We start from the raw sequence: 23,645 nt of genomic DNA, 5'->3' as shown, positions 1-23,645 counted from the left end.
GACATGTTTATAACCCCGCTATCGGATTTTGGGCCGGGCCAGATATGGCGCGGCCCTTGCTACTCGAAATGGAAACAGACCCATGAAAACCTTCTCTGCTACACCGGCAGACATCGAGAAGAAGTGGATCATCATCGACGCCGAAGGCGTGGTGCTGGGCCGTCTTGCCTCGATCATTGCCATGCGCCTGCGTGGCAAGCACAAGCCGTCCTTCACGCCTCATATGGATTGTGGCGACAACGTTATTGTCATCAACGCTGACAAAGTTCAGCTGACCGGCAAGAAGCGCGAAGAAAACTACTACTGGCACACCGGTCATCCCGGCGGCATCAAATCCCGCACCAAGGCCGAAATCCTGGAAGGCGCGCATCCTGAGCGCGTTGTTGTCCAGGCGGTCAAGCGTATGCTGCCAGGCAACCGCCTGTCCCGCCAGATCATGACAAACCTGCGTGTATACGCCGGTTCCGAGCACCCCCACGAGGCCCAGAGCCCCGAGGCGCTCGACGTCAAGTCGATGAACAAGAAAAACACCCGGGTATAAACAATGTCTGATCAGATCAATTCTTTGGAAGAGCTGGCCGGCGTTGCAGGCGTCGACGCCCCCGAGGCCGAAGTTGTTGCACCGCGTGAGCCGGTTCGTGACGAGCTGGGCCGTTCCTATGCCACCGGTAAGCGTAAAGACGCTGTTGCCCGCGTTTGGATCAAGCCAGGCTCCGGCAAGGTCGTCGTAAACGGCAAAGACCAGGACAAGTATTTTGCGCGTCCCGTTCTGCAGCTGATCCTGCGCCAGCCGTTCCAGGTTGCCGGTGTCGAAGGTGAATTCGACGTTTATGCAACCGTCAAGGGCGGCGGCCTGACCGGTCAGGCCGGTGCGGTCAAGCACGGTATTTCGAAAGCTCTGCAGCTCTACGAACCCGCGTTGCGCGCCCCTCTGAAAGCCGCTGGCTTCCTGACACGCGACAGCCGTGTTGTTGAACGTAAGAAATACGGTAAGCGCAAAGCCCGCCGTTCCTTCCAGTTCTCCAAGCGTTAATTTTTGGCCCTTGGCCAGAATTTGCGAAAGGGCCCGTGTTTCACGGGCCCTTTTCTTATGTGGCCTTTCGTTTGAGCGAGGCCGAGCTGTGGTTTTCTTTTGAGACCGAAGAGGTTAAGTCACCTGAACCGCCCAAGTCATTCTCGCGCGAGGAAACCGTCCCAGATGTCCGATCAGCCTATCAATTTGGAACTGGTTTATCTCTCCAGACAAAAGAATTACGGCAGTGTCGAGCTGCGGGTGTTTCAACTGGCCAGGATTATCGAGCAGCACACCAAAGGGGCAGTGTCGGTCAAGTTAGTCACTTTTCCGTCCAAATGGCGGATTCGTCAGTTGATTTGGGCCATGACGCGGCCCAAGGGCTCGGTCCTACTGTTTTCAAAATCCTGTTTGAAAGTGTTGAAACCGTCCATTTTGGCGCTGTGCAAAAGGCGCGGCTGTCAGACAATCATGGATTATGTGGACGGGGATTTGGACAATGCCCGCGACCTTGCTCCGGACATTCATCTGGCCTGCTCCTTTGAGGCGAAAGAAGAGTTAGAGCGGATCATCTCTGGTAAGAATGTGGGGGTCGGCGAAAACATAGGCCTGCTGCATCACAACACCGACACCCGCCTCGAGCATGCTCGGGTCCAGCCAGCGGAACGCCTTTCGCCGGTCTATATCGGCGATCTGGCCAATACCGTTCATGGGGCCGAATTGGACGGGCTTGTTCGCTATGTCCCGTTTGAGCGCGCGACCGAGATTTCTGATGTTGAGAAAGTCATCGAAGACACGAATTTCCATATCTGCGTGCGTAACCCGAATGCAAAGTACAAAGGCAATGTCCGCAAACCCTTTACCAAGGGCTTTCTTGCTGCCCATGTTGGCGCGCCGGTTCTCGCATGGCGGGGTGATGTCGAGGCGCATCGTTTCCTAGGCGAGGATTATCCATATTATGTGGACGAGCCGACGCCGGAGGCAATCGTAAAAGTTATTGATTTTGCTATACAAAGCTTTGGCGGCCCGGTTTGGGCGCGTGCGCTTGATCGTATGGAAGTGATCCGCCAGCAGGTGAGCAACCAGCAAATCGCGATGAGCTTGGTCGCTTTGCTAACCCAGGGTGAGGCTCAGGACTAACTATCTGGCTCGATCAGCCCAAGCCCTCGCAGATAGACGCCAATCCCGGTCTCAAGCAGATCTTCGGGCGGGAAGGGGGCCTGGGTGCCGGGGGAATTTCGGGCGAAAAGTTCGACAACACCGTGGCTCATCGCCCAGATATGGGCAGAGAACATCGCTGGAGGTGGGCGTTTTTCCGGTGGGATATGTTCTGACAGCTCGGTGGCTGCCCGTTCCAAAACGCCACGCGCCTTGGCCGACACCGCGGCCAGTTCCGGTGAATGCTGAACGCTGATGCCGCTTTCGAACATCGCGATATAGTGGCCGGGATATTTGCGCGCAAAGGCGAGATAGGCGCGACCGGTGGCCTCGAACGCGGCCAGAGCCGAGGGCTGGCCGCTGTCATAGGCATATTGCATGACATCGGCGAAAATCTCATAGCCTTGCCGCGCGGCTTCGGCGATCAGATCCTCGCGGCCCGCAAAATGGCGATAGACCGCCGCCGGTGTCACGCCCGCCAGCTTGGCCGCTTCGGACAGGGTAAAGCCCGTTGGGCCCTTTTCCTCGATCAGCGTCAAGGCGGATTCGACAAGTGCCTGCCGAAGATTTCCGTGATGATAGCCGCGTTTAGGCATATTTTTTAAAGTTCCACTTCACCTGTCAAGCCCCCCAAATTTCCGGGCCGCCGCAGATTTTTCCGTCGATTTCGCCAATGGTTTTGGCGTCTTTACGGGCATAATCGAGACTGTGCAGAACATGGCGAATGGCGGCCAGCCGCGCGCGTTTCTTGTCATCGGTTTTGATCACGGTCCAAGGGGCGGCATCAGAATGGCTGCGCTTTAGCGTTTCTGCGATCGCCTCTGAATAGGCATCCCATTTCTTCAACCCCTCAACATCAATCCAGCTCAGTTTCCACTGCTTTAACGGATCGCTTTCGCGTTTCAAAAAGCGGCGCAACTGTTCGGCGCGACCCACGTTGAGCCAGAACTTGAACAGGTGAATGCCCTCATCCACCAACATGCGTTCAAAATCAGGGGTTTGGGTGAAAAAATGCGCCCGTTGTTCCGGCTCGCAAAAGCCAAAAACATGTTCCACAACGCCGCGATTGTACCAACTGCGGTCAAAGAAAACGATCTCACCCCCGGCAGGAAGATGATCGATATAGCGCTGGAAATACCATTGCGTGGCCTCGGTTTCCGTCGGTTTGGACAAGGCCACAACCCGTGCGCCACGCGGGTTGAGGTTCATGCGAAACCGGCTGATGGTTCCGCCCTTTCCGGCAGCGTCGCGCCCTTCAAAGACAATCGCAACCCGTTCGCCGGTCTCCTTGACCCAAGCCTGCAACTTGACCAGCTCAATCTGCAAGGCGTCCATGTCACGCTCGTATTCCTTGCGCTTCATCTGCTGATCATAGGGGTAGCCCTGATCCAGCACGTCATCCTTGTCTGCCTTCGCGATGGCGTCGCGCACCTCTTTGGGGGCGTCGTTGTCATAGAACGCGGAAATGGCACCATCAAAGGGCAGGGGCATGGCAAATCCTCTCTGGTCAGCGGGCCTAGGCCCAATCACATATGGGGGTCACTATGTGATGTTAACAGGCTTAACGCAAATCCTGAGGGTTATGAGCTGGGCGCGCGACGATCTTTGACCTTGAGCCCGATATCAGCGCGCTTGAACGGCGTGGTCTGATAGATCTCATTGATCCAATTGCCATAAAGCAGATGGGCATGGCTGCGCCATCTGTTCTGCGGCTCCTGGCTCGGGTCGTCATCCGGGTAATAATTGGCGGGCACATTGATCGGTTTGTTTTCGGAAACATCCCGGTCATATTCTTCCTTCAGAGTGCCGCTGTCATATTCCAGATGGTTAAAGATATAGAGCGCGCGATGGTTGGGATCTTCGACCAGACACGGGCCGGTTTCCTCGGAATCGATCAGGATCGGCAGACCGGCATCGGTGATCTCTTCACGCAGCAATTCGGTCCAGCGCGACACCGGAATGACCATATCATCCGAGAATCCACGCAGATAGGGCGAGGCCGGATCGTTGTTGCGATGGCGCACACAGCCAAAGGCTTTGGCATCCAGAATGTGTTTGGCCACATCGTGGAAATAGTAAATCATCGCCATGCCGCCCCAGCACACGCCAAAGGTGGAATGCACATGAGTTTGGGTCCACTCAAAGACCTGTTTCAGCTCGTCCCAATAGGTGACGTCCTCGAAAGGCAGATGTTCGATAGGGGCCCCGGTGATGATCAGACCATCAAACTTTTCACCGGTCGCCAAAACATCGGAAAACGGCCGGTAAAAGGTTTCCATATGGTCGGCGGCGGTATTCTTGGTCTTGTGTTCGCTCATGCGGATCAAAGACAGCTCGATCTGCAAGGGGGTCGCACCGATCAACCGGGCAAACTGGTTCTCGGTCTGGATCTTTTTCGGCATCAGGTTCAGCAAACCGATGCGCAGAGGGCGAATATCCTGCCGCGAGGCTGCATCCTCGGACATGACCATCACGCCTTCGTTCGAAAGAACGTCATAGGCGGGCAGGTCAGAGGGCAGTTTGATAGGCATGATACGATCCTGATTTGAGGATGGGTTAAATAAGTAAGCGTTTGGTAGAGGGCAAGGATTTAGCTGCGATTTGCAAGACCTTTGCCGATCACATCTGTGAAATCCTGCTGGTCCCTGACTTCGGCCATATCTGAGGCCTCAATCGTGATGCCCCAGTTTGTCGCCATGGCCTCATATAGCGGCTGACGATGGGCCAGCGCCTTGGCATAGGTCCAGCGAATGAAGGTATCCGGGTCGACATCCGCGGCGCGCTGTCCGGATTCGTCCAAGTAATCGGACCAGGCCTTGGCCAGGAATTGTGGCTGATAGGCCATCGGTTTTGGCGCTTTGTCAAAGCGGCGGATCAATTCCTGGGTGTGATTTTCGCTGCCTTTGATCCAAACCATAAGCGCCTGATCTGACAGAGGTTTCAGGATTGGGTCATTGGGATTTTGCGGATCGACCCATTCACAAATCGACCCGCCAGTGTCACAGATGAAATGTGGGTAGCCATAAAGGTCCTGGGCGCGATCAATAAAGTATTCCGTGTCCAGCAAAGCCTGCCGTTCGGCGCGTTCGAACTGGGCCTGGCGACGTTTGTATTCGTCAATCGGCACGCCACCGCGTTCCACATTGCCCGGCTTACCCAGATAGGCCGCCACCGGTGAGAGGTTTTCAAAGCTGATATTGGAGCCGATATAGATCGAATCCGTCATGAGCAATTCGCGCAGAAACGGGTTCTTCATCGCTTCACGCTTGGCGTTGTCCGCGATGTATTCGCCCATGTAACGCGTGCCTATGCGGTAATCGATAGAGTAGTGGAACCAATCGCCACTGTCGCGCAACACATTGGACACAGTGGTTTTGCCAAGACCCGACATGGCAAACAGCACAACGCGCTTTTGCGCAGCCTGAAGCCATTCCTGTTCCGTGTTGTACCGCATGCCTGCCCTCATCTGCCGCAATCTCAGGATTGGATTACGCGGCTCAGGGCAAGAGGTCAAATATGTCGTATAGGCTGCTCAAAAAGTCCGTAAACACGTCAACGAAACCGCTGATGGCTAAAGCCGCGCTGCAGAACCAAAAAAGCCCTCAAGCTGTTCAGCTTAAGGACTTTTTATGGCTCCGGCGGTAGGGATCGAACCTACGACCAATTGATTAACAGTCAACTGCTCTACCGCTGAGCTACGCCGGAACACTGTGTCGATGATTGTCATCATCTCGTGTGAGGGGGTGTATAGCCATGTGGATTCCGGGCGTCCAGAGGGTTTGTAACAAAAATGCAGATTTTTTTCGCAGCCGCTTAAATCAGTTTGAAAACCGCCTCTTCGCCAAGAACTCCGGTAGGTGAAACGCGAGATTGTTCCATCAGATCAATGAGATGGGCAAGAACATTGCGAGAGGCAGCTGGCAAGAGCGCAGCGGGCGTATCGGTGTAAACGATCTCGGCAATCATGCGGGCACTGGCTGGACCCTGGTGCAAAGCTTTGAGAATCCCGTCTTCGCGAGACAGACGGTGATTCAACAAAAATTCGATCCGCTCCTTCGGGTCCTCAACCGGGGCTCCGTGCCCAGGAAAGAACCGAGACCAATTCATTTTCGACAGCCGTCGCAAAGACGCCATGAAAGCCCCGAGGTCACCATCCGGTGGTGACACCAAGGAGCTGGCCCACCCCATGACAAGATCCCCGGAGAACAACAGATCATCGCGCAAGGAAAAGGCGAGATGGTTGGCCATATGCCCGGGCGTGTGCAGCGCGGTCAGGCTCCACCCGCTTCCCGACACCTGATCACTATCAGAAAGGGTGATATCGGGATTGAACTCTGAATCCACCCCTTCACCGCCACCAACGCAGCCGGAATCGGCCAAAGTTTGCATGGCGGCACTGCGACCCGCCTCAGCAGGGCCAAACCCGTAAATGGGCGCGTCAAAGTGTTGGGACAAACGTTTCGATAAAGGCGAGTGATCGAGATGCGCATGGGTCACCAGAATATGGGTGATTGACTGACCGTCTTCCATAGCGGCCAGAATCGCCTGAAAATGAGCCGCGTCATCCGGGCCTGGATCAATAATGGCGAGATCGCTGTCACCAATCAGATAGGTATTGGTGCCGCGATAGGTCATGGGCGAGGGGTTGGGGGCCAGAAGGCGGCGAACCCCTGGTGCCACCTCTTCTGGTACTCCGGCGACCGGGCGAAACTCCGGTTGTGGATCTTGCATGGCCTGTCCTTTTCGAATGGCACGGCGGTATTGCTTTGTTTAGGCTTAGAGCATGTCTTTCAAGTGGCTCAAACACTATATGCCGCGCAGCCTGTACGGGCGGGCGGCTTTGATTCTGGTCTTGCCGGTTGTCACGCTGCAACTGTTGATTTCGGTCATCTTCATTCAACGCCATTTCGAGGGCGTCACCCAACAGATGAGCCGGGAACTGGCGCGGTCGACCAATCTTGCTTTGGCGCAAGCCGAAGCGTCGCCCGAAACCCTGCTCGGGCTGGACCTGAAACTGACGACCATTCCTGAAACCGACCTGCCAGCAGAGAATTTTCGCCGGTGGTATGACTTTACCGGTCTGGTCGTGATCCGCGAGTTGAACAAATTCATTCCGAATCTACAGCGCGTGCAACTGCCCGATGATGGGCGGGTTCTGTTATATGTTCAGCGCGGCGATGAACTTTTGCAGCTCACGGTAAACAGGGGGCGCGTTTCGGCGTCAAATCCGCATCAGCTTTTGGTCAACATGGTTTTCTTTGGAATGCTGATGACGTTGATTGCGTTCCTATATCTACGCAACCAATTGCGCCCAATTACCCGTCTCGCCGCAGCTGCCGAAGCTTTTGGTAAAGGGCGCCACGTGAGTTATTCACCCTCCGGCGCGGTCGAAGTTCGGGCAGCCGGTCACGCGTTTCTGGATATGCGGGCGCGGATTGAGCGCCATATTGAACAGCGCACGATGATGTTGTCGGGCGTAAGTCACGATCTGCGCACGCCGATTACACGCCTGCGATTGGGCCTGTCGCTGCTGGAACCCGAAGACCGCGAACCGCTTGAAAAAGACGTGGAAGAAATGCAGCGCCTGATCGACGCTTTCCTGGATTTCGCACGGGGCGAGGCCGAGGCGGGTGAGGCAGAGCCTGTGGATCCGACGCAATTGGTGGCAGATGTGGTGACGGATGCCACGCGCGCCGGTCAGGATGTGACCTTGACCGAGACACAGGGCCGTGGAGAGGTTCTGTTGCGTCCCAAAGCTTTGCGGCGCGCGATTGAGAATCTGGTCGGGAATGCTGGCCGCTATGGCAAGACCTGTCATGTTTCGGTCAACCTGTCGGGCAAGGCGCTGCGCATTCGGGTCGAGGATGACGGGCCGGGAATCGCCGTTGAGGATCGCGAACGCGCCCTGCGCCCCTTTGTGCGTCTGGATCCGGCGCGAAATCAGGATCGCGGCTCGGGCGTTGGATTGGGGTTGGCGATTGCGGCGGATATTGCCCGTGCCCATGGCGGCGTCCTGCGGCTGGGCGAAAGCGATGCGCTTGGCGGGTTACGCGCGGATATTGTTATCGGGCTGTGATCCAAGTCGCATTTGAGGTCCCACTCGCGGATTTGTTTAATAAAATCCGCGACTTTCGCCCAATTTTGGCCACGAACCAAACACCTCAGCGCGTCTTTGAAAGGCCAGAACGTTCCCACGAGCTGCTGATGCGGCACCGGAATTCAAATCATGGGAGCCCCGATCCAATGGGTATTACAACACTTGTCACGCTCGCTTCGCTTGGCCTTGCCTCTGTACCATCCACCGCTCCAACCGGAGAGGTGTTGGCACAGGCCAATCCGTTTATTTCCACGCAAGGGATCGCCGTGCCGCGCGGTGATTACATGACGACGGCCAAGGGCTGCACCTATCGCAAAACCCAAGCCCCAGGGCATCCGCCGCGTTGGATTCTGGTGGTAAACCCGCAGCGGCTGGGCCTGCCCAAGCCACCCAAAGGCTGCCGTGGCATGATGTAGGGATCAAAACCTTTCTGAGCCGTCGGCAATCGCGTCCAGAAAGGCACCAAGTTTATGACGGTCGAGCGGCTTTGGTAGCAGCTCGACCGTTTCCTTTTTGCAGGCCTCTTTCAGTGCATCGGTTCGGTCGGCGGAAATGATGGCGCAGGGCAGGGAGCCCAGGCGCGATTTGATTTCGGAAAACAGATCGAGCCCGGACGGCCCCGGCCCGAGTTGATAGTCGAGCAATAACAAGTCGGGCTTGAGATCCAGGTCTTCGAGCAAGCTAAGGGCCGATTCAGCATCCTCGGCCTCGATCACATGCACGCCCCAAGACTCCAGCATGACGGTCAATGCCCGGCGCATTTGAGTTTCGTTTTCGACCAGCAAAACCACAAGGCCTGCCTGCGCCAATCCCACAGGGGCGGCAATGCGGCGGCTGACCTGTTTGTTGCGCACGGACCGGCCTGACAAGGGCACAGTCACCTTGAAACAACTGCCCGCGTCAAGGCTGGAGCGCAGATCCAAGGCGTGCCCAAGCCGTGTGCAGGCACGTTCAACAATCGCCAGCCCAAGCCCAAGCCCTTCGTTGTCGCTGGCATTGGGGTCCAACCGGCGGAATTCCTCAAAAATGGCCAGCTGATCCTCTTCGCTGATACCGGGGCCGGTATCCCAAACCTCGATCCGCGCGGAATCAGCGATGCGCCGCACGCCAACCAGAACCTTGCCTGTTTGAGTGTAGCGGATGGCATTGGAGACGAGGTTTTGCACGATACGGCGGAAATAGGCCGGGTCGGTATCTACGATAACCGAGCTTGGCACATATCGCAGTTCCAACCCGTGTTCGCGCGCCAACACGTCGCCTTCGTCACAAAGGGGACCAAGCACATCGTCCAAGGCAACCGGGCGCACGTCAAAGGAAATCCCTTCATCGGAATCCAGCTTGGAGATGTCCAGCAAGGCGTCGATGATCTGCTCGGCACTGCCCAGCGCCGCCTCGGCCTTGCTCAGAACAGCGCGATCGGCGTCGGGTTGGTCACGATCCGCAAGCGAGGCGATAAAGAGCTTGGCCGCCGACAAGGGTTGCAGCAAATCATGGCTGGCCGCAGCCACAAAGCGAGACTTGGAGGCATTGGCGCGTTCCGCGGCTGCCAAGGCGTCCTCAAGCTCCATGGTCCGTTCGACCACACGACGCTCCAGGATTTCGTTGATTTCCGCGAGTTTCTGCGCCGCTTCGCGTTCGGCGGTGACATCCGTCACCGAAATGACGAACCCCTGATCCGGCATGCCGCGACCAAAGACCTGCAAGGTCATGGTGGTGCCGTGTTTGATCTCAAAACTGATCGGACCTTGTGGGCGCCCAGAATAGGCCCAATCCCGAAATCCATCGCGTCCAATCCCGCGGGTAAAGACGATCTGGTCATCAAGCTGCTGCAACAGGCTGGAAAAGGAGGCACCCAATTGCAGCCGTCGGGCGGGCAGGGCCAGCAACGTGCCAATTTTCCGGTTCCATCCCACCAGACGGGCGTTTTCGTCAAACACACACACGCCTTGGTTCAAATGATCCAAGGTCGCGCGGATCATGCGGGTTTGTTTGTCCTTGAGGCGGTCGCGTTCTTGACGCTCCAACCGGATGAGATCGGTCACATCGGTCTGGAGCACAACCGTGCCGCCATTGGTGGTGCGATGTTCCGAAACCTGCAACCAACGGTCATGCACAAGGCGCACGTTGAACATGACATGGCGGTCACGGTGGCTTTTGAGCCTCTGTTCCGCCCATTTGTCCGAGGTCATGCCCTCGGGCAAGGCTAGGTATTTCGAATGGCTGATCTCTTGGACATAAGTGCCAAAAGGAAGGCCTGGATGAAGAGCTTCTGTTATATCTTTGAAATCTCGACAAAAACGTGAATTGCACATCACGAGATTGTCGAGCGGATCAAAAAGAGCAAAACCTTCGGAAACGGTTTCGATGGCATCGGCCAGGTTGCGGCGCGCGGCCTCGGTTTCTTCGTTCGCTTGCGCCAGTTGCGAATTGGACTGGTGCAACAGATCAAGCGTGCGTTCCAATTCATTAGTCCGCTCACGCACCCGCTTTTCCAACAGGGCGGCACGTTCGAATTGCACATAGGCAGCGCTTGATTGTTCGGTCCCGTATTCGACACGCTGCATCAACGCGTCGGCGATTTTCAGCAGCTTTTCATTTTGACGTTCAAGACTGTCGGTCGGATCAACAAGGGACATGCCTACCCATCCTCACGGGCAACGGGCGGAAAGATGGCGACTCCGGTCAGGGTCTGATTGACATGCAGCCCCCCGATCTGTTCGCCATAGGTGGAAAAGCCGACAACGTTATGGCGTTTCAATATATTTGAAATCTCATGATTTTTCTGAGTTTGTTCGGCCTCAATCCGCCGCAAGAGACAGTCACAGCCCAGAATATGATCCGGCGCGACTTCTTCTCTGAATTTGGACAGGCCCGCCTCAAGATGGGTTGCCATATCTTGATGCTGAGCCAGTGTCAGCACCATGCCCTCGTTCACGGCGGAAAAGAAAACGAGTTCACCATTTTCGTTGACCCGCTGAATGGCGCGCACGTGATGGGTATCGCCCAAGCGCACAACAACCGGATGAGAAGCAAAGGTAAAGGCCGAAAGTTGATAGGGGTCTTTCCCAGTCAGGCGGGCATATTCCTTGGCTGCCGGTTCAGCATTGATCTCGGAAACCAGTCGATTGGCCGGATCGGCACCAGTCACCACCATGCGTGTTTCGGTCGGGATGAGATGATCTAGGCTGAAGACGCGAACAGGGCAATGGCTGCGCACCAGGGCGACAACGGCAGCGTCCTGCCGAATGGCCCCGTTATAGGCCAGCCATGTCTGACCAAACTCGGTTCCATCGCCCGAGGAGCCCCCAAAAAGCGGCATGGTCCCAAGTCCGGAGGCCAGAACACTGGTCAGCTTCTCTTCACACAGGGACAACCCATCAACCAGCAGAAAGGCAAACTCTGACTCCATCGTGTCGGCGCGCTGGTTCAATTCGATCCGTTGCTGAATGAGCGTGTCGACCACGCTTTGCTCATCCATTTTGCTTATGTCGTCAATGACATAGGTAGAGGTGGCAAAGTTTTCCTCCGGAAAACCTATGGCGATGATTTGCCCATCTTCATAACCATTCTCCCCAAGCTCACCAGCGGTCGTACAAGACAGCACATCGGCCCCCGCGAACAGGGTTTGGGCTGCGCTTGTCAGGGCAGCAAAATCCGCTTCTGGGCTGACAAATAGACAGACCATTGAAAATGGCCCGTCCCCCAATTGATTGCACAGGCTTTGCGCCGGATTCGGCGCATCAGCTTGCACCTGCGCAATGCGCAAGGCCGGCAATCGTGTCATCTCCTCCCGAGCGGAGCTGTTATTCGCTCCGTCCACTCTTTTACGTCCTCAGTTGTCGTCCAAGGATAGGGGGCCTAGCCGTCGCTTGGCAAGACCCGTGAAAACCGTGCCTCTTGCGCGACCAGCACGGCCTGGGTGCGCGATTGCACCCCCAGTTTGCGCATGATCGCGGTGACATGCGCTTTGACAGTTGTTTCAGCGATTGAAAGGTCAAAGGCGATTTGCTTGTTCAGCTTGCCTTCGCAAATCAGATGCAAGATCCGGGCCTGCTGGTTGGTCAGCGATGCCAGTCGTGTCAGTGCCTCGTCGGGAGAGCCTTCTTGCCCACCCTGGGGATCGATATAGTCATCGGGAACATAGCTCTGACCTGCCACCACGGCCTCATAAGCGCGACGAAAGACCGAGCGTTGCGAGTGTTTGGGGACAAAGCCATTGGCACCGGCCTTGAGCGCGTGACTGATCATCCGGTTATCGGCCATGGAGGAGGCGATGATGATCAAGGCATCCGGCGCTGCGGTCCGCAACCGCACAACCCCGTCCAGCCCATTCACATCGGGCAAGTTCAGATCAAGGATGATCAACCCAATGCTGCTGTCCTGGCCCACGATCTGCAGCGCTTTCTCAAGCGTGCCTGCGGTGCGAATTTCCGAAAAATCGGCAATGGATTGCAAGGTCAGGGTTAGCGCATCGCAAAACAACGGGTGATCATCGACAACCAGGGCTGTGGTGGGTTCGTCTCGCTGGTCGGGTGTTGTTTGCGGGGTCATGTCGCCTTGTCTTTATGTTGTCTTTTGAGGTTTCAAGATCAGACTATAACGGTCTGGCGCTCAGGTCTCTTACCGAAAAGTCGCATAAGGACCAGACCCTAAGACGGCAAAACGGCGGGGAAACCCCCGCCGCTTTTTCATTTGATCGACTTGTCTGGGCTTATTTGTCTTCCCACCACCACACGTCGGATTGCCAGGTGATCCAATCGCCATAGACTGGAATACGCTCGGGATAGCTAAGCTCCTTGGCATGTGCAAGACGGCCATTTGTGTAGGTGTAGAACGGGATGACATAGCGCCCTGATGTCAACACGCGGTCCAGGGCACGGGTCGCTGAGACAAAATCTTCGCGAGATTGCGCGGTTAGGATCTCATTGATCATCGCATCAACTGCGGGTGAATTCACCCCCATCCAATTGCGCGTTCCCGGCGTTTCGACACCGTTCGAGCCCCAATAATTATACTGTTCATTGCCGGGGGACAAAGAGACGCCGCGCCAGTAAAAGGTCATGTCGAAATCGTATTCGAGCGTACGTTCCTTATATTGCGCCGAGTCGATTGTGTTGATTGTGGCATCGATGCTCATGCGTTTTAACGCTTGAACAAAGGTGTCGGCGATCCGCTCATGCTCTGAATTGCCTTTGCGCATGAGAATTTCAAAGGTGAACGGATTACCGTCGCCATCTTTCATCACGCCGTCCTGCACGGTGTAGCCAGCTTCTTCCATAAGGGCCAAGGCTTTGCGCAGGTTCTTGCGGTTGCGTTCCGAGCCGTCAGAAACGGGCAGGGCGTAGCCCTCAAGCGCGCCGGGCAGCAGATCGTCTTTGAACGGCTCCAACAGCTCCTTGACCTTGCCAGTGGCCGGTCCGTCCTGCATCCCCAGAACCGAGTTTGAGAAATACGAGGTTATGCGCGGCTGTTTTGATCCGGTGAGGATTTCGTTGATGTATTCAAAGTTAAAGGCGTGGGTCATCGCATCACGCACACGCCAATCGGCGAAGAGGTCTTTGCGGGTGTTCATCGCCAACCCGATGATGCCCGACGGTCTGGCATGCGGGATTTCCGATTTAACGACTTCTCCTGCGCCAATGGCAGGGAAACCATATTGCGTTTCCCATTTCTCGACGTTGAATTCACGGTTGGTGTTCAAAAGCCCGCCTTTGAATGCTTCAAACAGAGCGGTTTCGTCACCAAAGAATTCCATGCGGATTTCATCAAAGTTCATGGTGCCGCGACGATAGGGCAGGTCGTTGCCCCAGTAGTCGGGGTTGCGTTTCAGGGTAACGAAACGGCCCGCCTCGTAATCGTCTACGACATAGGGTGATGAGGTGATCGGGACTTGATCCAGGCGCGAGGTTTCAAAATCCACACCTTCCCATTGAGCCTTTTTCAGGATCGGACGCATGCCGACGATCAGGGCCAGTTCGCGATCTTCGACGTTGAATGTGAACTTGACCTTGTTGGGGCCGGTCTGCTCCATGCTGCCGATTTTGCCCCACAACCCACGGTAGCGGCCATGCCCCTTGGTCCCAAGGGTCTCATAGCTCCACATCACATCCTCGACGGTGACCGGGCTGCCATCAGAAAAACGCGCCTCATCGCGCAGGGTGAATTCAACCCACTCGCGATTCGGACCGACCTCAATCGATTCGGCCAGCAGGCCATAAAGCGAGAAAGGTTCGTCCCAATTGCGCCCCATCAGGCTTTCGACTCCGAGGAAACGCAACTGCCAGGGCACGCGCCCTTTTTGGATATAAGGGTTCAGGCTGTCAAAGCTGCCAACCTCGCCTGCGGCGATCACCCCACCTTTGGGAGCATCGATATTCACATAGGGGAGCGACACAAAATCCGGTGGAAGTTCGGGGTCACCATACATAGCTATGCCATGTTGGGGCTCGGCAACCGCTAACCCACTGGAGAGAATCAGAGAAATGACGCCTGCGGTCAGTCTCGAATTTCGGAAAAAGTTTACGCTCATTTTGGCAACAATCCCTGTTAACCCTTGTTTTATTGATCCGCAGCCTACCGGTGCTTTTACGCCTTTTCAAACTTTTAGCTTGGACTCGGGCGAGGAAACGCTTATAACAAAATCACTGCTCGATAGGTTTCTTGCCTGTATGAAACCTGCCTCAATGACTGAACCCCGGCCTTGCGCCGGGGTTTTTTTCTGCGTGATTGGGCGGCGGGCTTCAAGGCGTGTTGCGCTTATTATGTACGCTTTCCCTTGCAAATATTGGCGATGCAGCATGTTATGCCGCACAAGCAAAGTCATTCACGTAAAAGGGAAGAGCACATGTCGCTTCAGGGAAAAACAGCCGTCATCACCGGATCCAATTCGGGAATCGGTTTGGGAATCGCTTGGGAAATGGCCAAGGCGGGGGCCGATGTGGTGATCAACTCCTTCACCGACCGTGAAGAAGACCACGCTATCGCCGCCGAGATTGCCAAGGAAACCGGCGTGACCGCGCGCTATATTCAGGCGGACATGTCCAAAGGCGATCAATGCCGTAACCTGATCGAAAAGGCGGGCAGCTGCGATATCCTGATCAACAATGCCGGGATTCAGCATGTGACCGCGATCGACGAATTCCCGGTTGAAAAATGGGATGCCATCATCGCGATCAACATGAACTCTGCCTTTCACACCACCGCCGCCGCTTTGCCCAAGATGCGCGCCGCCGGGTGGGGCAGGGTGATCAACATCGCCTCGGCCCATGGGTTGACTGCCTCGCCCTACAAGTCCGCCTATGTCGCGGCAAAACACGGAGTCGTCGGCATGACCAAAGTTGTGGCGTTGGAAACCGCTCAAGAACCAATCACCGCCAATGCCATCTGCCCAGGATATGTTCTGACCCCATTGGTCGAGGCGCAGATCCCCGACACGATGAAAGAATACAACATGTCGCGCGAAGAGGTGGTCAAGAATGTCATGCTGACGCGCCAACCATCCAAGGAGTTTGCGACCGTGGAACAAATGGGTGGCACCGCAGTGTTCCTTTGCTCTGACGCGGCGGCGCAAATCACCGGCACAACCATCAGCGTCGATGGCGGCTGGACCGCGCTGTGAGCGACAAAGAGGCAGGGCGCGACAAGCTCGAAATTGACAACATGTACCTGTGCGGCTCGCGCTTTACCCGCGTGAGCCTCAAGGATGCTGTGTTCAAAGATGCGCATTTGATCGAGGCCACGCTTGATGATGTGAACGCGCAAGGGTTGAAGGTTGAAAACGTCAACCTGTCAGCCGCATGTTTTCACAACGTCAACATGTCGGATGTCTCGATCAAGAATGCGAACCTGCAAGGGGTCGCAATCTCGGATGCCAACATCACCGACATGACGATTGACGGGATCAAACTGTCTGATCTGATTGCGCTTTGGGATAAAATCCACGGGTAAAAAGGGCCCGTCATCGGGGGCCTTTTTCAGCAAGGCTTCATTTAAAGACCGGGGCGCGTTTTTGCATCTGAGCAAAAATCGCCTCAAGCTGGTTGGGTTGTCCGATTACCTCGGCTTGCAATTCCGCCTCGCGCCGCAGAGTGGTTTCTGCATCGCCAAGCCAGCAATCGTTCAACAATTGCTTATCGCGTCGGATCGCATCCGGGTTTTTGCCCGCAATCACGTCAGCCAAGGCGCGGGCTTCGGCCAATGGGTCGTCGACAACGCGAGTCACTAGTCCTAGCTGCGCACATTCCTCGGCCTCGACGATACGACCGGTAAAGACCAACTCTTTGGCCACATCCATGCGCACCAAACGCGGTAGGGTCTGGGTGATGCTCATATCCGGGATCAAACCCCATTTGATTTCCATCACCGACATCCGCGTATTCGGTGCGGCAAATCGGATATCCGCGCCCAAAGCGATCTGTGTGCCTGCGCCATAGGTCACGCCCTGAAGCGCGGCGATCACCGGAACCTCGATCTCTTGCCAGACATAGCCCGGCTTTTGGAACATATTGGCAACTTCGCCGTCAGGGAAAGTCTTTATCTGTTCAACCAGTTTGGCCGGGTTCATCGCACCGGTGAAAAAGCCGGTATCGATGCCGGAACAAAAATTGTCGCCAGTTCCGGCCAGAACAACCGCGCGAATGCTTGGGTCAGCCTTGATCTCCTCGCCAATGCGGGCCAGCCCTTCGAAGACCGACAAATCCACGGCATTGTGTTTCTCGGGGCGGTTCAACCACACTTCGGCCACGTGATCATTGCGTTTGAGCAGAACGGTTTCAGTCATGGTGGCCTCTTTTGTGGAATGTCGTGCCACAGGTATTCCCCGAGAAAACCGGTCTGAAAAGAACAAGTTGCCGTTTGCCGGGCACTCCGTCACGTCAAATGGAATGAAATACCCCTGTCATGTTTTTCAGCGCCTGTTTCTGGCAATTCTGCGCGGCAGCGATTACCTTGAACAAGCCGATAGAGAGGACACGTGATGGTAAAGATCAACCTGGCCCTACAGGGCGGCGGTGCGCATGGGGCTTTTACCTGGGGTGTCCTGGATCGGCTTCTCGAAGATGATGAGATCGAAATTGCCGCCATTTCCGGCACCTCTGCCGGGGCGCTGAACGGCGCTGCGCTGAAATCGGGCCTGATCCATGGCGGGCGCGAAGGCGCGCGTGAAAACCTCGACTGGCTTTGGTCGCAGCTTGGGGCAGGGGAAACCACCACCCCGCAATGGATGCATCCCTGGCTGCCCAATCCCGGCATCGTGTCCAAGGCCGTCGAATATTCGCTGCCCTATATATGGGGCGAGACGATGGGGCGCATGATGTCGCCCTATGCCTGGGGGCCAGCCTATCGCAATCCGCTGGAAAAGATCGTTGATCGTTTTGACTTTGACACGATCTGCGCCGAGGACGGGCCACGGTTTTATGTCGGGGCCACGCAGGTGCGCGAAGGTAAGATCCGGGTCTTTACCGGCAAACGGATCACGACCAAAGCTATTCTGGCCTCGGCCTGCCTGCCAACCCTGTTTCAAGCAGTTGAATTGGAAGACCCGGAAACCGGTGTCATCGAAGCCTTTTGGGATGGCGGATACACAGGCAACCCGCCGCTTTTCCCGTTTTTCGACAGTGCTTTGCCAGATGATATCATCGTCGTGAACATCAACCCGATGTTTCGCAGTCAGGTTCCGGTGACGCCACCAGAAATTCAGAATAGAATCAATGAGATCAGCTTTAACTCTTCGCTGTTACGTGAGTTGCGCGCTATTGAATTCGTTCAACGCCTGCTGAAACAGGGATCATTGCAGGCGGGCAGCATGAAGGATGTTCGCGTGCATATGATCGCTGATGACGACCTGATGAATGACCTCTCGGTGGCGACGAAAACCCTGCCCGTGCCATCCGTTTTGGCGCAGTTGAAAAAGGCCGGGCGACGTGCCGCTGGCAGCTTTATCGACGCGCATAAAAAGGATCTGGGCAAGGCGCAGACCGCCGATTTGCGCGCCATGTTTGGTTAAGAAGTCAGGGCAGGGGCCGTGCCTGACCTGGATCAGGACGCCTTGCGTAGCTGTTCTTCGACCGCTTCCTTGGCCTTTTCGCCATTGGGGTAAACCAAGCCCGCCGAGATCACTAATTTGGCGGCGTCTTCGATATTCATGTCGAGCTCGATCACATCCTCACGCGGGAAGAACAGCAAAAACCCAGAGGTCGGGTTGGGCGTCGTGGGGACGAAAACCGATATCAAATCGCCCATATTCTCTGCTTTTTCAGCGACTTCACCCCTGGCGACGGTTGAAATGAACCCGATGGCCCAGATCCCCTTGCGCGGATATTGGATCAAGCAGGCCTTTTCAAAACTGCGCTCGGATTGGGCGAATACCGTCTCGGCAAGCTGTTTGATCCCCGAATAGATCGAGCGCACCACAGGGGTGCGATCCACCAGAGTTTCCCCAAAATTGATCATCGAGCGACCAATCAGCCCCTTGGCGATCCAGCCAACCAGAATGGTAAAGATCAAAAAGACGACAACGCCCAGGCCGCGAACATTCACCTCAATCCGGTTTTCGCCCTCAAGCTCAAACCAACGATTCAGAATTTCGGCCGGGTGATAGGCATCCGGGACAAACGGCCAGACAAAACTGTCCACCCAGCCGATGACTGTCCAGATCAACCAGACAGTCAGGCCAACCGGAGCAATGACGATGATCCCCGTCAAAAAGGAATTGCGCAATCTGGCGATAAAGCCGGGGCGCTTGGTTTCCGGGTCAAATGGTGTTGTCATGGTCCGGTGTACTTTGAGTAGTGGTCACAGGGAAATTAAGGTCTGATTCACCTCGCGACAATGGTCGGAGGTCATTTCTGTGTCGTCATGCTTCTATTTTGCACAATTCTTGCGCGATTTCAGAGGCTAGCCGCGCGTTGTTCAGAACCAGCGCGATATTTGCCTCCAGCGAACGGCCCTCGGTCAGTTCATAGATCCGCTGCAACAGATAGGGCGTTACGTCCTTGCCCTTGATCCCATGAGTTTCGGCGTCTTTGGTTGCCTCACCAATAATCGGGGCAAGGGTTTCGCGTGCGATTTCAGCATCTTGAGGAATCGGATTGGTCACCAATTGACCACCCGGCAGACCAAGCTTGGCCCGCATCACCTGAGCTGCGGCGATCTCAGCCGCGGAATCCATACGCAGAGGTGCGCGCAAACCTGCCTCGCGCGACCAGAAGGCGGGGAGCTGATCCTGACCAAAGGCAATGACCGGAACGCCAAGGGTTTCAAGTACTTCCAAGGTTTTCGGAAGGTCAAGGATTGCCTTGGCACCCGCCGCAACGACGGTCACGGCAGTTTGACCAAGCTCTTGAAGATCGGCGGAGATGTCGAAACTGTTTTCGGCCCCTTTATGCACGCCCCCAATGCCTCCGGTCGCAAAGACCGAAATTCCGGCAAGTTTGGCGGCAATCATGGTCGCCGCGACAGTGGTTGCACCCGTGCGGCCTTGCGCCATGCAAACGGCCATATCGGCGCGGCTCAGCTTGGCGACACCTTTGGTCTGCGCCAGCTTTTCCAGCTGCTCATCGGTCAACCCGACATGCAAAACGCCGTCAATAACCGCAATCGTTGCCGGTTCTGCTCCGTTTTCACGAACCGTGGCCTCGACCTGGCGCGCCACCTCAAGGTTTTGCGGCCAAGGCATGCCATGGGTGATAATCGTGCTTTCCAGCGCAACAACGGGACGACCGTCTTGCAGAGCCTGGGCAACGGCGGGCGAGGGGGTAACGATGGTCATATTGCGACTTCTCCGGAAACGTAGGATGCAGCGGCGTGCAAGGCGCGGCTCAGGGCGTCGGCACGATTTGCGCCGTCACATTCTGCGGCGATATGGGCCGCCATAAAGGTATCGCCGGCACCGGTCACACGGGTGACCAACACTTCGGGCGGTGACTGACTGATCAAACCATCCTGGGTTGCGTCACAACAGCTATCGCCGCCATTGGTCACCAAAACCCGAGACGCTCCTCTTTCCAATAGTTTAGCCGCAGCTTCGGAAGCGGTTTCAAAAGAGGCCTGACAGAGAATTCCAGCTTCTTCCAGATTCACGTAAAGCGTCCCGCGCCCTTCGCGAACAAAGGGCAAGAGGCGCTCAGCCTTGCCCGGACTGGCAGGCGCAACGCGCAGATCAGCGGCAGAAAAAGAGTCGCTGACCGCGATTTTCTCGAGCAAAGCAGCGGTGAGATTGCCATCAAGTGCGATCAGACCGTCAAAGGGTTTTTCCGGATTCCCCAACGGGCCAAAGTTCAGTGGATTCAGTATCTTGTCGCCCGCAGCTTCCAAGGAGTGGGCGTCTGCGATTGCTGCGATCAACCCGTTAGCACCTTCAATCGCCATGTAACGATCTGTGGGCAAGTCAGCCGAGCGATAGAGGTGATCCGTGCCAAGCCCACGCCGCGCACATTCGCTGACCAATTCGTTGCCTTCGGCGTCCTGGCCAATGGCAGATAACAGATCCGCCTTTAAACCAAAACGCGACAGGGCCATGGCGATGTTCATCGCAACGCCGCCGGGCAACCTGATGATCCGTCCGGGCACATCAGATCCGGCGCGCATAACGCTGGCGGATCGGCCAATGATGTCCCACAGGACCGAACCAATACATAGGATATGTGGAGTCTTTGTCATGATGCGGTTTTGCAGCGGATTGGCAAAAGGGGCAAGAGCCGAAGCGTTAGCTCTGGCAATGCAATTAACCCATAATCCGTATTATGTAAAATATATTACTGCACAGAAACGCTGCCCGCGACACATTGAACCCATCACCCACGGTGCTATCAAATTCGCCGTTTTGCACTGGTAGTTCGTCAGAGAATTCCTAAATACCACGCAACGATTTTAAACCAATCGTTGCGCTGGTAACGCCGTTTTCAGGTGTCAGTGTAACGACCCAATTCCCCGGTACCCTGTGTGACCCAAAGCGACCAAAAAGCCCTCAGAGCTGCAAAGCTCTTGGAGACTCAAGGAAATCCTGCGCAGGCTGCAAAGATCTATGCGCAACTGTTGGCCAAGAACCCCAATAACAAGGACGCCCAAAAAGGACTGCAACGGTTGAACCCGTCCAAGCGCAATCCGGCCCTATCGATTCAGACGCTTTATCAACAAGGAAAATTTCAGCAGGTCGTCCGCGCCATTTCCGCTCTGCCAGCAGCACAACAAAACGCACCTGGTATTGTTGCGCTTTTGGGGGCGTCTCAGATGCAGTTGAGCAATTTTAAAGGTGCGGAGGACGCTTTTCGTAAGTCTCTGATGCTCGCACCGGACAAGCCTGCAAGCCATAACAATCTTGGATTGGCCTTGCGCGCTCAGGGGCGGATGGCAGATGCCGAGCGCGCGTTTCGTGCGGCTTTGAAGCTGGCTCCAACCTATGCTGAGGGCTGGAATTCGCTTGGTGCGGTCCTGCAAGAAACCGAGCAGATATCAGAGGCGTTGGCCGCTTTTACCCGTGCCACCGAATTGAACGCAGATAACCCGGAATTTCTGACCAATCTTGGGAATATGTTTCAGAAGACCGGTGATTTAACCGAGGCTGTCAAGTTGTACCACCGCGCCCTCAAAGCCCATCCGCGTTTTGCTGGGGCTCATTTCAATCTTGGCCTTGCCCTGAAAGCCACCGGACAACTGGAAGCTTCCGCAGAGCATTACGAGAAGGCCATTTCAGCCAGCCCGCAATTTGCCGCGGCCTACATCAATCTGGGCAATGTATTGCAATCGCTCGGTCGCTTGGCTCAGGCGGAAACGGTCTTGAAAAAGGCTGTGGACCTCGCCCCCAAAGACGCAAATGCGCAAAACTCCTATGGCACTTTGCTTCAACGTCTTGGCCGATTAGATGAGGCTGTTGCAGCCTATGATGCGGCGTTGCGTGCGGATGACAATCACGCCATGGCCAGCGCACAACGATTGCATCAAATGGCTCACATATGCGATTTCCGGGCCTATGCAGATTTCGCTGATGTGACCGATACCTTGGGTATTAAAGGTGATGCTGTTCCGCCGTTGACTTTGTTGGCGATGGTGGATCATGCGGAACATCAACTTGCCAGGGCAAGCAATTATGCGAAAACGTCTTTTTCAGATATTGCCCCCCTGCCCCAACCACCCCAAAGCTCCGAACGCCCCGCGAAGTTGCGCATTGGCTATTTCTCGGCTGATTACCGCAATCACCCGGTCGGGCGCTTGATCGCCGGCACTCTGAAAGCGCATGATCGCAACCGGTTCGAGCTGATCGGCTATTCCTTTGGTCCCAACCAGCAAGACGCGTTGCGCGATGAACTCAGCCAGGAGTTTTCGACTTTTCGCGATATTCGCGCCCTCAGTGACAATGAGGCGGCGCAACTTGTTAAGGACGACAAACTTGATATCGCCATCGATCTGACAAGCTATACGCAGCATTCGCGCACTGCGCTTTTCGCCAAACGTCTTGCGCCGGTGCAAATGAACTATCTTGGCTATCCGGGAACCTCTGGTGCCCCCTTCATGGATTACATCGTGGTTGATCCCACTTTGGTTCCATCGACCCATCGCAACCATGTCAGCGAAGCGCTATTGAGCTTGCCTCATTGTTACCAGCCCAATGACAACCGTCGCGAAGTGCCTAAGGACGCCAAAACGCGCGCAGAGCATGAGCTGCCTGAGGATGCGCTTGTGCTGTGTTGTTTCAACAGCACGTATAAAATTACGCCGCGCGAGTTTGCCATCTGGATGCGTGTTCTCGAACAGGTGCCCAATGCGGTGCTTTGGTTGTTGGAATCCAATGACTGGGCGCAGGCCAATTTGAAAGAACAAGCGGCGAAGGTCGGGATTGCGCCGGACCGGTTGGTCTTCGCGCCACGCGCGAACAATATCGACCATTTGGCGCGTCACCAGCACGCGGATCTGTTCATCGATACCTTTGCCTATAACGCCCACACCACGGGCAGCGATGCTTTGTGGATGGCCGTGCCAATTGTGACTCTCTTGGGTGACCAGTTCGCTGCGCGCGTTTGTGGCAGTTTGCTCAAGGCTGTTGGTTTGCCCGAATTGATCACCGAAACCGAGGCGGATTACGAAGCTTTGATCCTGGCCTTGGCGAAAGACCCGGACCGGCGCGCGCAATTGAAGACCCGCTTGGAAGAAACACGCGCGACGGCCCCCTTGTTCGACACCGAAGGCTATACACGCGATCTCGAAACCGGATTTGATATGGCGCATGAGCTTTGGCGCGCGGGGCAAGCTCCCCAAGATATTCAGGTTCCGGCAAGCGGCCAGCGGTCCACATAGGTTGCAGGTGCAGAAAGCACAGTAAAACCGTTAAAGATCAGGAAAAATCAGGAAACACTGGACAGGGCCACGCCCTGCCCTTTACCAGAT

At 55.8% G+C, this 23,645-nt stretch carries 22 protein-coding genes, 1 tRNA gene and 1 pseudogene; 10 read left to right on the top strand and 14 right to left on the bottom strand.

Annotated elements, in window-relative coordinates; translation table 11 throughout:
• The first annotated feature begins 82 nt into the window (after positions 1-82).
• From rplM to CLV87_RS12600, 3 genes are all read left to right on the top strand, one after another.
• Entirely contained in the window at positions 83-541 is a 459-nt protein-coding gene (gene rplM / locus CLV87_RS12610) for a 50S ribosomal protein L13 (RefSeq protein WP_099245812.1), read from the top strand.
• Between the two features lie 3 nt (positions 542-544).
• Positions 545-1,033, top strand: coding sequence for a 30S ribosomal protein S9 (rpsI, locus tag CLV87_RS12605; protein ID WP_099245810.1), 489 nt, complete (start codon positions 545-547; stop codon positions 1,031-1,033).
• A gap of 165 nt (positions 1,034-1,198) precedes the next feature.
• On the top strand, positions 1,199-2,152 hold the full coding sequence (locus CLV87_RS12600; protein ID WP_099245808.1) for a hypothetical protein: 954 nt from the start codon (positions 1,199-1,201) through the stop codon (positions 2,150-2,152).
• Here CLV87_RS12600 and CLV87_RS12595 read toward each other — a convergent pair.
• The 6 genes from CLV87_RS12595 to CLV87_RS12570 all read right to left on the bottom strand — a co-directional run bounded on the left by CLV87_RS12595 (position 2,149) and on the right by CLV87_RS12570 (position 6,901).
• Positions 2,149-2,766, bottom strand: coding sequence for a TetR/AcrR family transcriptional regulator (locus tag CLV87_RS12595; protein ID WP_099245806.1), 618 nt, complete (start codon positions 2,764-2,766; stop codon positions 2,149-2,151). The genes CLV87_RS12600 and CLV87_RS12595 overlap by 4 nt on opposite strands.
• A gap of 25 nt (positions 2,767-2,791) precedes the next feature.
• Positions 2,792-3,661: a polyphosphate kinase 2 gene (gene ppk2, locus CLV87_RS12590; RefSeq protein ID WP_099245804.1), complete on the bottom strand. Its 870-nt coding sequence runs from the start codon at positions 3,659-3,661 to the stop codon at positions 2,792-2,794.
• 89 nt (positions 3,662-3,750) lie between these two features.
• Positions 3,751-4,701, bottom strand: a complete 951-nt coding sequence (locus tag CLV87_RS12585; protein WP_099245802.1) for a homoserine O-succinyltransferase — start codon at positions 4,699-4,701, stop codon at positions 3,751-3,753.
• A gap of 59 nt (positions 4,702-4,760) precedes the next feature.
• Positions 4,761-5,624 carry an ATPase gene (locus CLV87_RS12580; protein ID WP_099245800.1) on the bottom strand — a complete coding sequence of 288 codons (864 nt, stop codon included), beginning with the start codon at positions 5,622-5,624 and terminating at the stop codon, positions 4,761-4,763.
• Between the two features lie 176 nt (positions 5,625-5,800).
• Positions 5,801-5,875: transfer RNA gene (locus tag CLV87_RS12575), tRNA-Asn, on the bottom strand.
• Between the two features lie 108 nt (positions 5,876-5,983).
• Positions 5,984-6,901, bottom strand: coding sequence for an MBL fold metallo-hydrolase (locus CLV87_RS12570; RefSeq protein WP_099245798.1), 918 nt, complete (start codon positions 6,899-6,901; stop codon positions 5,984-5,986).
• Positions 6,902-6,953: 52 nt separating this feature from the next.
• Between CLV87_RS12570 and CLV87_RS12565 the strand changes: the two genes are divergently transcribed.
• Both CLV87_RS12565 and CLV87_RS12560 read left to right on the top strand, forming a co-directional pair.
• Positions 6,954-8,246: an ATP-binding protein gene (locus CLV87_RS12565; RefSeq protein WP_099245796.1), complete on the top strand. Its 1,293-nt coding sequence runs from the start codon at positions 6,954-6,956 to the stop codon at positions 8,244-8,246.
• Between the two features lie 167 nt (positions 8,247-8,413).
• On the top strand, positions 8,414-8,683 hold the full coding sequence (locus tag CLV87_RS12560) for a hypothetical protein (RefSeq protein ID WP_133840778.1): 270 nt from the start codon (positions 8,414-8,416) through the stop codon (positions 8,681-8,683).
• Between the two features lie 3 nt (positions 8,684-8,686).
• Here the strand turns inward: CLV87_RS12560 and CLV87_RS12555 are convergent, their stop codons facing one another.
• The 4 genes from CLV87_RS12555 to CLV87_RS12540 all read right to left on the bottom strand — a co-directional run bounded on the left by CLV87_RS12555 (position 8,687) and on the right by CLV87_RS12540 (position 14,796).
• Positions 8,687-10,903 (bottom strand): PAS-domain containing protein, encoded by a 2,217-nt coding sequence (locus tag CLV87_RS12555; RefSeq protein WP_099245792.1) that lies wholly within the window; start codon positions 10,901-10,903, stop codon positions 8,687-8,689.
• A gap of 2 nt (positions 10,904-10,905) precedes the next feature.
• On the bottom strand, positions 10,906-12,051 hold the full coding sequence (locus tag CLV87_RS12550; RefSeq protein WP_099245790.1) for an FIST N-terminal domain-containing protein: 1,146 nt from the start codon (positions 12,049-12,051) through the stop codon (positions 10,906-10,908).
• Between the two features lie 74 nt (positions 12,052-12,125).
• Complete coding sequence (locus tag CLV87_RS12545; protein WP_099245788.1) at positions 12,126-12,818, bottom strand: response regulator; 693 nt, start codon at positions 12,816-12,818, stop codon at positions 12,126-12,128.
• A 160-nt stretch (positions 12,819-12,978) separates the two neighbouring features.
• Positions 12,979-14,796, bottom strand: a complete 1,818-nt coding sequence (locus tag CLV87_RS12540; RefSeq protein ID WP_099245786.1) for an extracellular solute-binding protein — start codon at positions 14,794-14,796, stop codon at positions 12,979-12,981.
• 315 nt (positions 14,797-15,111) lie between these two features.
• On the opposite strand from CLV87_RS12540, the gene CLV87_RS12535 reads away from it, so the two are divergent.
• Together CLV87_RS12535 and CLV87_RS12530 are read left to right on the top strand one after the other, a co-directional pair.
• Positions 15,112-15,885 (top strand): 3-hydroxybutyrate dehydrogenase, encoded by a 774-nt coding sequence (locus CLV87_RS12535; RefSeq protein ID WP_099245784.1) that lies wholly within the window; start codon positions 15,112-15,114, stop codon positions 15,883-15,885.
• Positions 15,882-16,214 carry a pentapeptide repeat-containing protein gene (locus CLV87_RS12530; RefSeq protein WP_099245782.1) on the top strand — a complete coding sequence of 111 codons (333 nt, stop codon included), beginning with the start codon at positions 15,882-15,884 and terminating at the stop codon, positions 16,212-16,214. Before CLV87_RS12535 ends, CLV87_RS12530 begins: the two co-directional genes overlap by 4 nt.
• A 37-nt stretch (positions 16,215-16,251) precedes the next feature.
• Here CLV87_RS12530 and CLV87_RS12525 read toward each other — a convergent pair whose 3' ends face one another.
• Positions 16,252-17,046: a crotonase/enoyl-CoA hydratase family protein gene (locus CLV87_RS12525; protein ID WP_099245780.1), complete on the bottom strand. Its 795-nt coding sequence runs from the start codon at positions 17,044-17,046 to the stop codon at positions 16,252-16,254.
• Positions 17,047-17,241: 195 nt separating this feature from the next.
• Here CLV87_RS12525 and CLV87_RS12520 point away from each other — a divergent pair, with 195 nt between their 5' ends.
• On the top strand, positions 17,242-18,270 hold the full coding sequence (locus CLV87_RS12520; RefSeq protein WP_099245776.1) for a patatin-like phospholipase family protein: 1,029 nt from the start codon (positions 17,242-17,244) through the stop codon (positions 18,268-18,270).
• Positions 18,271-18,302: 32 nt separating this feature from the next.
• Here the strand turns inward: CLV87_RS12520 and CLV87_RS12515 are convergent, their stop codons facing one another.
• From CLV87_RS12515 to CLV87_RS12505, 3 genes are all read right to left on the bottom strand, one after another.
• Positions 18,303-19,034 carry a DUF502 domain-containing protein gene (locus tag CLV87_RS12515; protein ID WP_099245774.1) on the bottom strand — a complete coding sequence of 244 codons (732 nt, stop codon included), beginning with the start codon at positions 19,032-19,034 and terminating at the stop codon, positions 18,303-18,305.
• A gap of 85 nt (positions 19,035-19,119) precedes the next feature.
• The gene (locus tag CLV87_RS12510) at positions 19,120-20,034 is read right to left on the bottom strand and encodes a pseudouridine-5'-phosphate glycosidase (protein ID WP_099245772.1); all 915 of its coding nucleotides are present in this window, start codon (positions 20,032-20,034) and stop codon (positions 19,120-19,122) included.
• On the bottom strand, positions 20,031-20,924 hold the full coding sequence (locus CLV87_RS12505; RefSeq protein WP_099245770.1) for a PfkB family carbohydrate kinase: 894 nt from the start codon (positions 20,922-20,924) through the stop codon (positions 20,031-20,033). The genes CLV87_RS12510 and CLV87_RS12505 overlap by 4 nt, the downstream gene beginning before the upstream one ends.
• A 282-nt stretch (positions 20,925-21,206) precedes the next feature.
• On the opposite strand from CLV87_RS12505, the pseudogene CLV87_RS24365 reads away from it, so the two are divergent.
• A pseudogene (locus CLV87_RS24365) lies at positions 21,207-21,329 on the top strand (tetratricopeptide repeat protein); the annotation flags it as partial.
• A 165-nt stretch (positions 21,330-21,494) separates the two neighbouring features.
• Positions 21,495-23,555 carry an O-linked N-acetylglucosamine transferase, SPINDLY family protein gene (locus tag CLV87_RS12500; RefSeq protein WP_176556031.1) on the top strand — a complete coding sequence of 687 codons (2,061 nt, stop codon included), beginning with the start codon at positions 21,495-21,497 and terminating at the stop codon, positions 23,553-23,555.
• The last annotated feature ends 90 nt before the right edge of the window (positions 23,556-23,645 follow it).

The organism is Pelagimonas phthalicica (assembly GCF_004364805.1).
Lineage (GTDB): Bacteria > Pseudomonadota > Alphaproteobacteria > Rhodobacterales > Rhodobacteraceae > Pelagimonas > Pelagimonas phthalicica.
This window is presented reverse-complemented; position numbering and strand designations above follow the sequence as displayed.

Coding starts and splice junctions, on each gene's coding strand:
- rplM (WP_099245812.1), top strand. CDS start 83: ATGAAAACCTTCTCTGCTACACCGGCAGACATCGAGAAGAAGTGGATC.
- rpsI (WP_099245810.1), top strand. CDS start 545: ATGTCTGATCAGATCAATTCTTTGGAAGAGCTGGCCGGCGTTGCAGGC.
- CLV87_RS12600 (WP_099245808.1), top strand. CDS start 1,199: ATGTCCGATCAGCCTATCAATTTGGAACTGGTTTATCTCTCCAGACAA.
- CLV87_RS12595 (WP_099245806.1), bottom strand. CDS start 2,766: ATGCCTAAACGCGGCTATCATCACGGAAATCTTCGGCAGGCACTTGTC.
- ppk2 (WP_099245804.1), bottom strand. CDS start 3,661: ATGCCCCTGCCCTTTGATGGTGCCATTTCCGCGTTCTATGACAACGAC.
- CLV87_RS12585 (WP_099245802.1), bottom strand. CDS start 4,701: ATGCCTATCAAACTGCCCTCTGACCTGCCCGCCTATGACGTTCTTTCG.
- CLV87_RS12580 (WP_099245800.1), bottom strand. CDS start 5,624: ATGCGGTACAACACGGAACAGGAATGGCTTCAGGCTGCGCAAAAGCGC.
- CLV87_RS12570 (WP_099245798.1), bottom strand. CDS start 6,901: ATGCAAGATCCACAACCGGAGTTTCGCCCGGTCGCCGGAGTACCAGAA.
- CLV87_RS12565 (WP_099245796.1), top strand. CDS start 6,954: ATGTCTTTCAAGTGGCTCAAACACTATATGCCGCGCAGCCTGTACGGG.
- CLV87_RS12560 (WP_133840778.1), top strand. CDS start 8,414: ATGGGTATTACAACACTTGTCACGCTCGCTTCGCTTGGCCTTGCCTCT.
- CLV87_RS12555 (WP_099245792.1), bottom strand. CDS start 10,903: ATGTCCCTTGTTGATCCGACCGACAGTCTTGAACGTCAAAATGAAAAG.
- CLV87_RS12550 (WP_099245790.1), bottom strand. CDS start 12,051: ATGACACGATTGCCGGCCTTGCGCATTGCGCAGGTGCAAGCTGATGCG.
- CLV87_RS12545 (WP_099245788.1), bottom strand. CDS start 12,818: ATGACCCCGCAAACAACACCCGACCAGCGAGACGAACCCACCACAGCC.
- CLV87_RS12540 (WP_099245786.1), bottom strand. CDS start 14,796: ATGAGCGTAAACTTTTTCCGAAATTCGAGACTGACCGCAGGCGTCATT.
- CLV87_RS12535 (WP_099245784.1), top strand. CDS start 15,112: ATGTCGCTTCAGGGAAAAACAGCCGTCATCACCGGATCCAATTCGGGA.
- CLV87_RS12525 (WP_099245780.1), bottom strand. CDS start 17,046: ATGACTGAAACCGTTCTGCTCAAACGCAATGATCACGTGGCCGAAGTG.
- CLV87_RS12520 (WP_099245776.1), top strand. CDS start 17,242: ATGGTAAAGATCAACCTGGCCCTACAGGGCGGCGGTGCGCATGGGGCT.
- CLV87_RS12515 (WP_099245774.1), bottom strand. CDS start 19,034: ATGACAACACCATTTGACCCGGAAACCAAGCGCCCCGGCTTTATCGCC.
- CLV87_RS12510 (WP_099245772.1), bottom strand. CDS start 20,034: ATGACCATCGTTACCCCCTCGCCCGCCGTTGCCCAGGCTCTGCAAGAC.
- CLV87_RS12505 (WP_099245770.1), bottom strand. CDS start 20,924: ATGACAAAGACTCCACATATCCTATGTATTGGTTCGGTCCTGTGGGAC.
- CLV87_RS12500 (WP_176556031.1), top strand. CDS start 21,495: ATGCAGTTGAGCAATTTTAAAGGTGCGGAGGACGCTTTTCGTAAGTCT.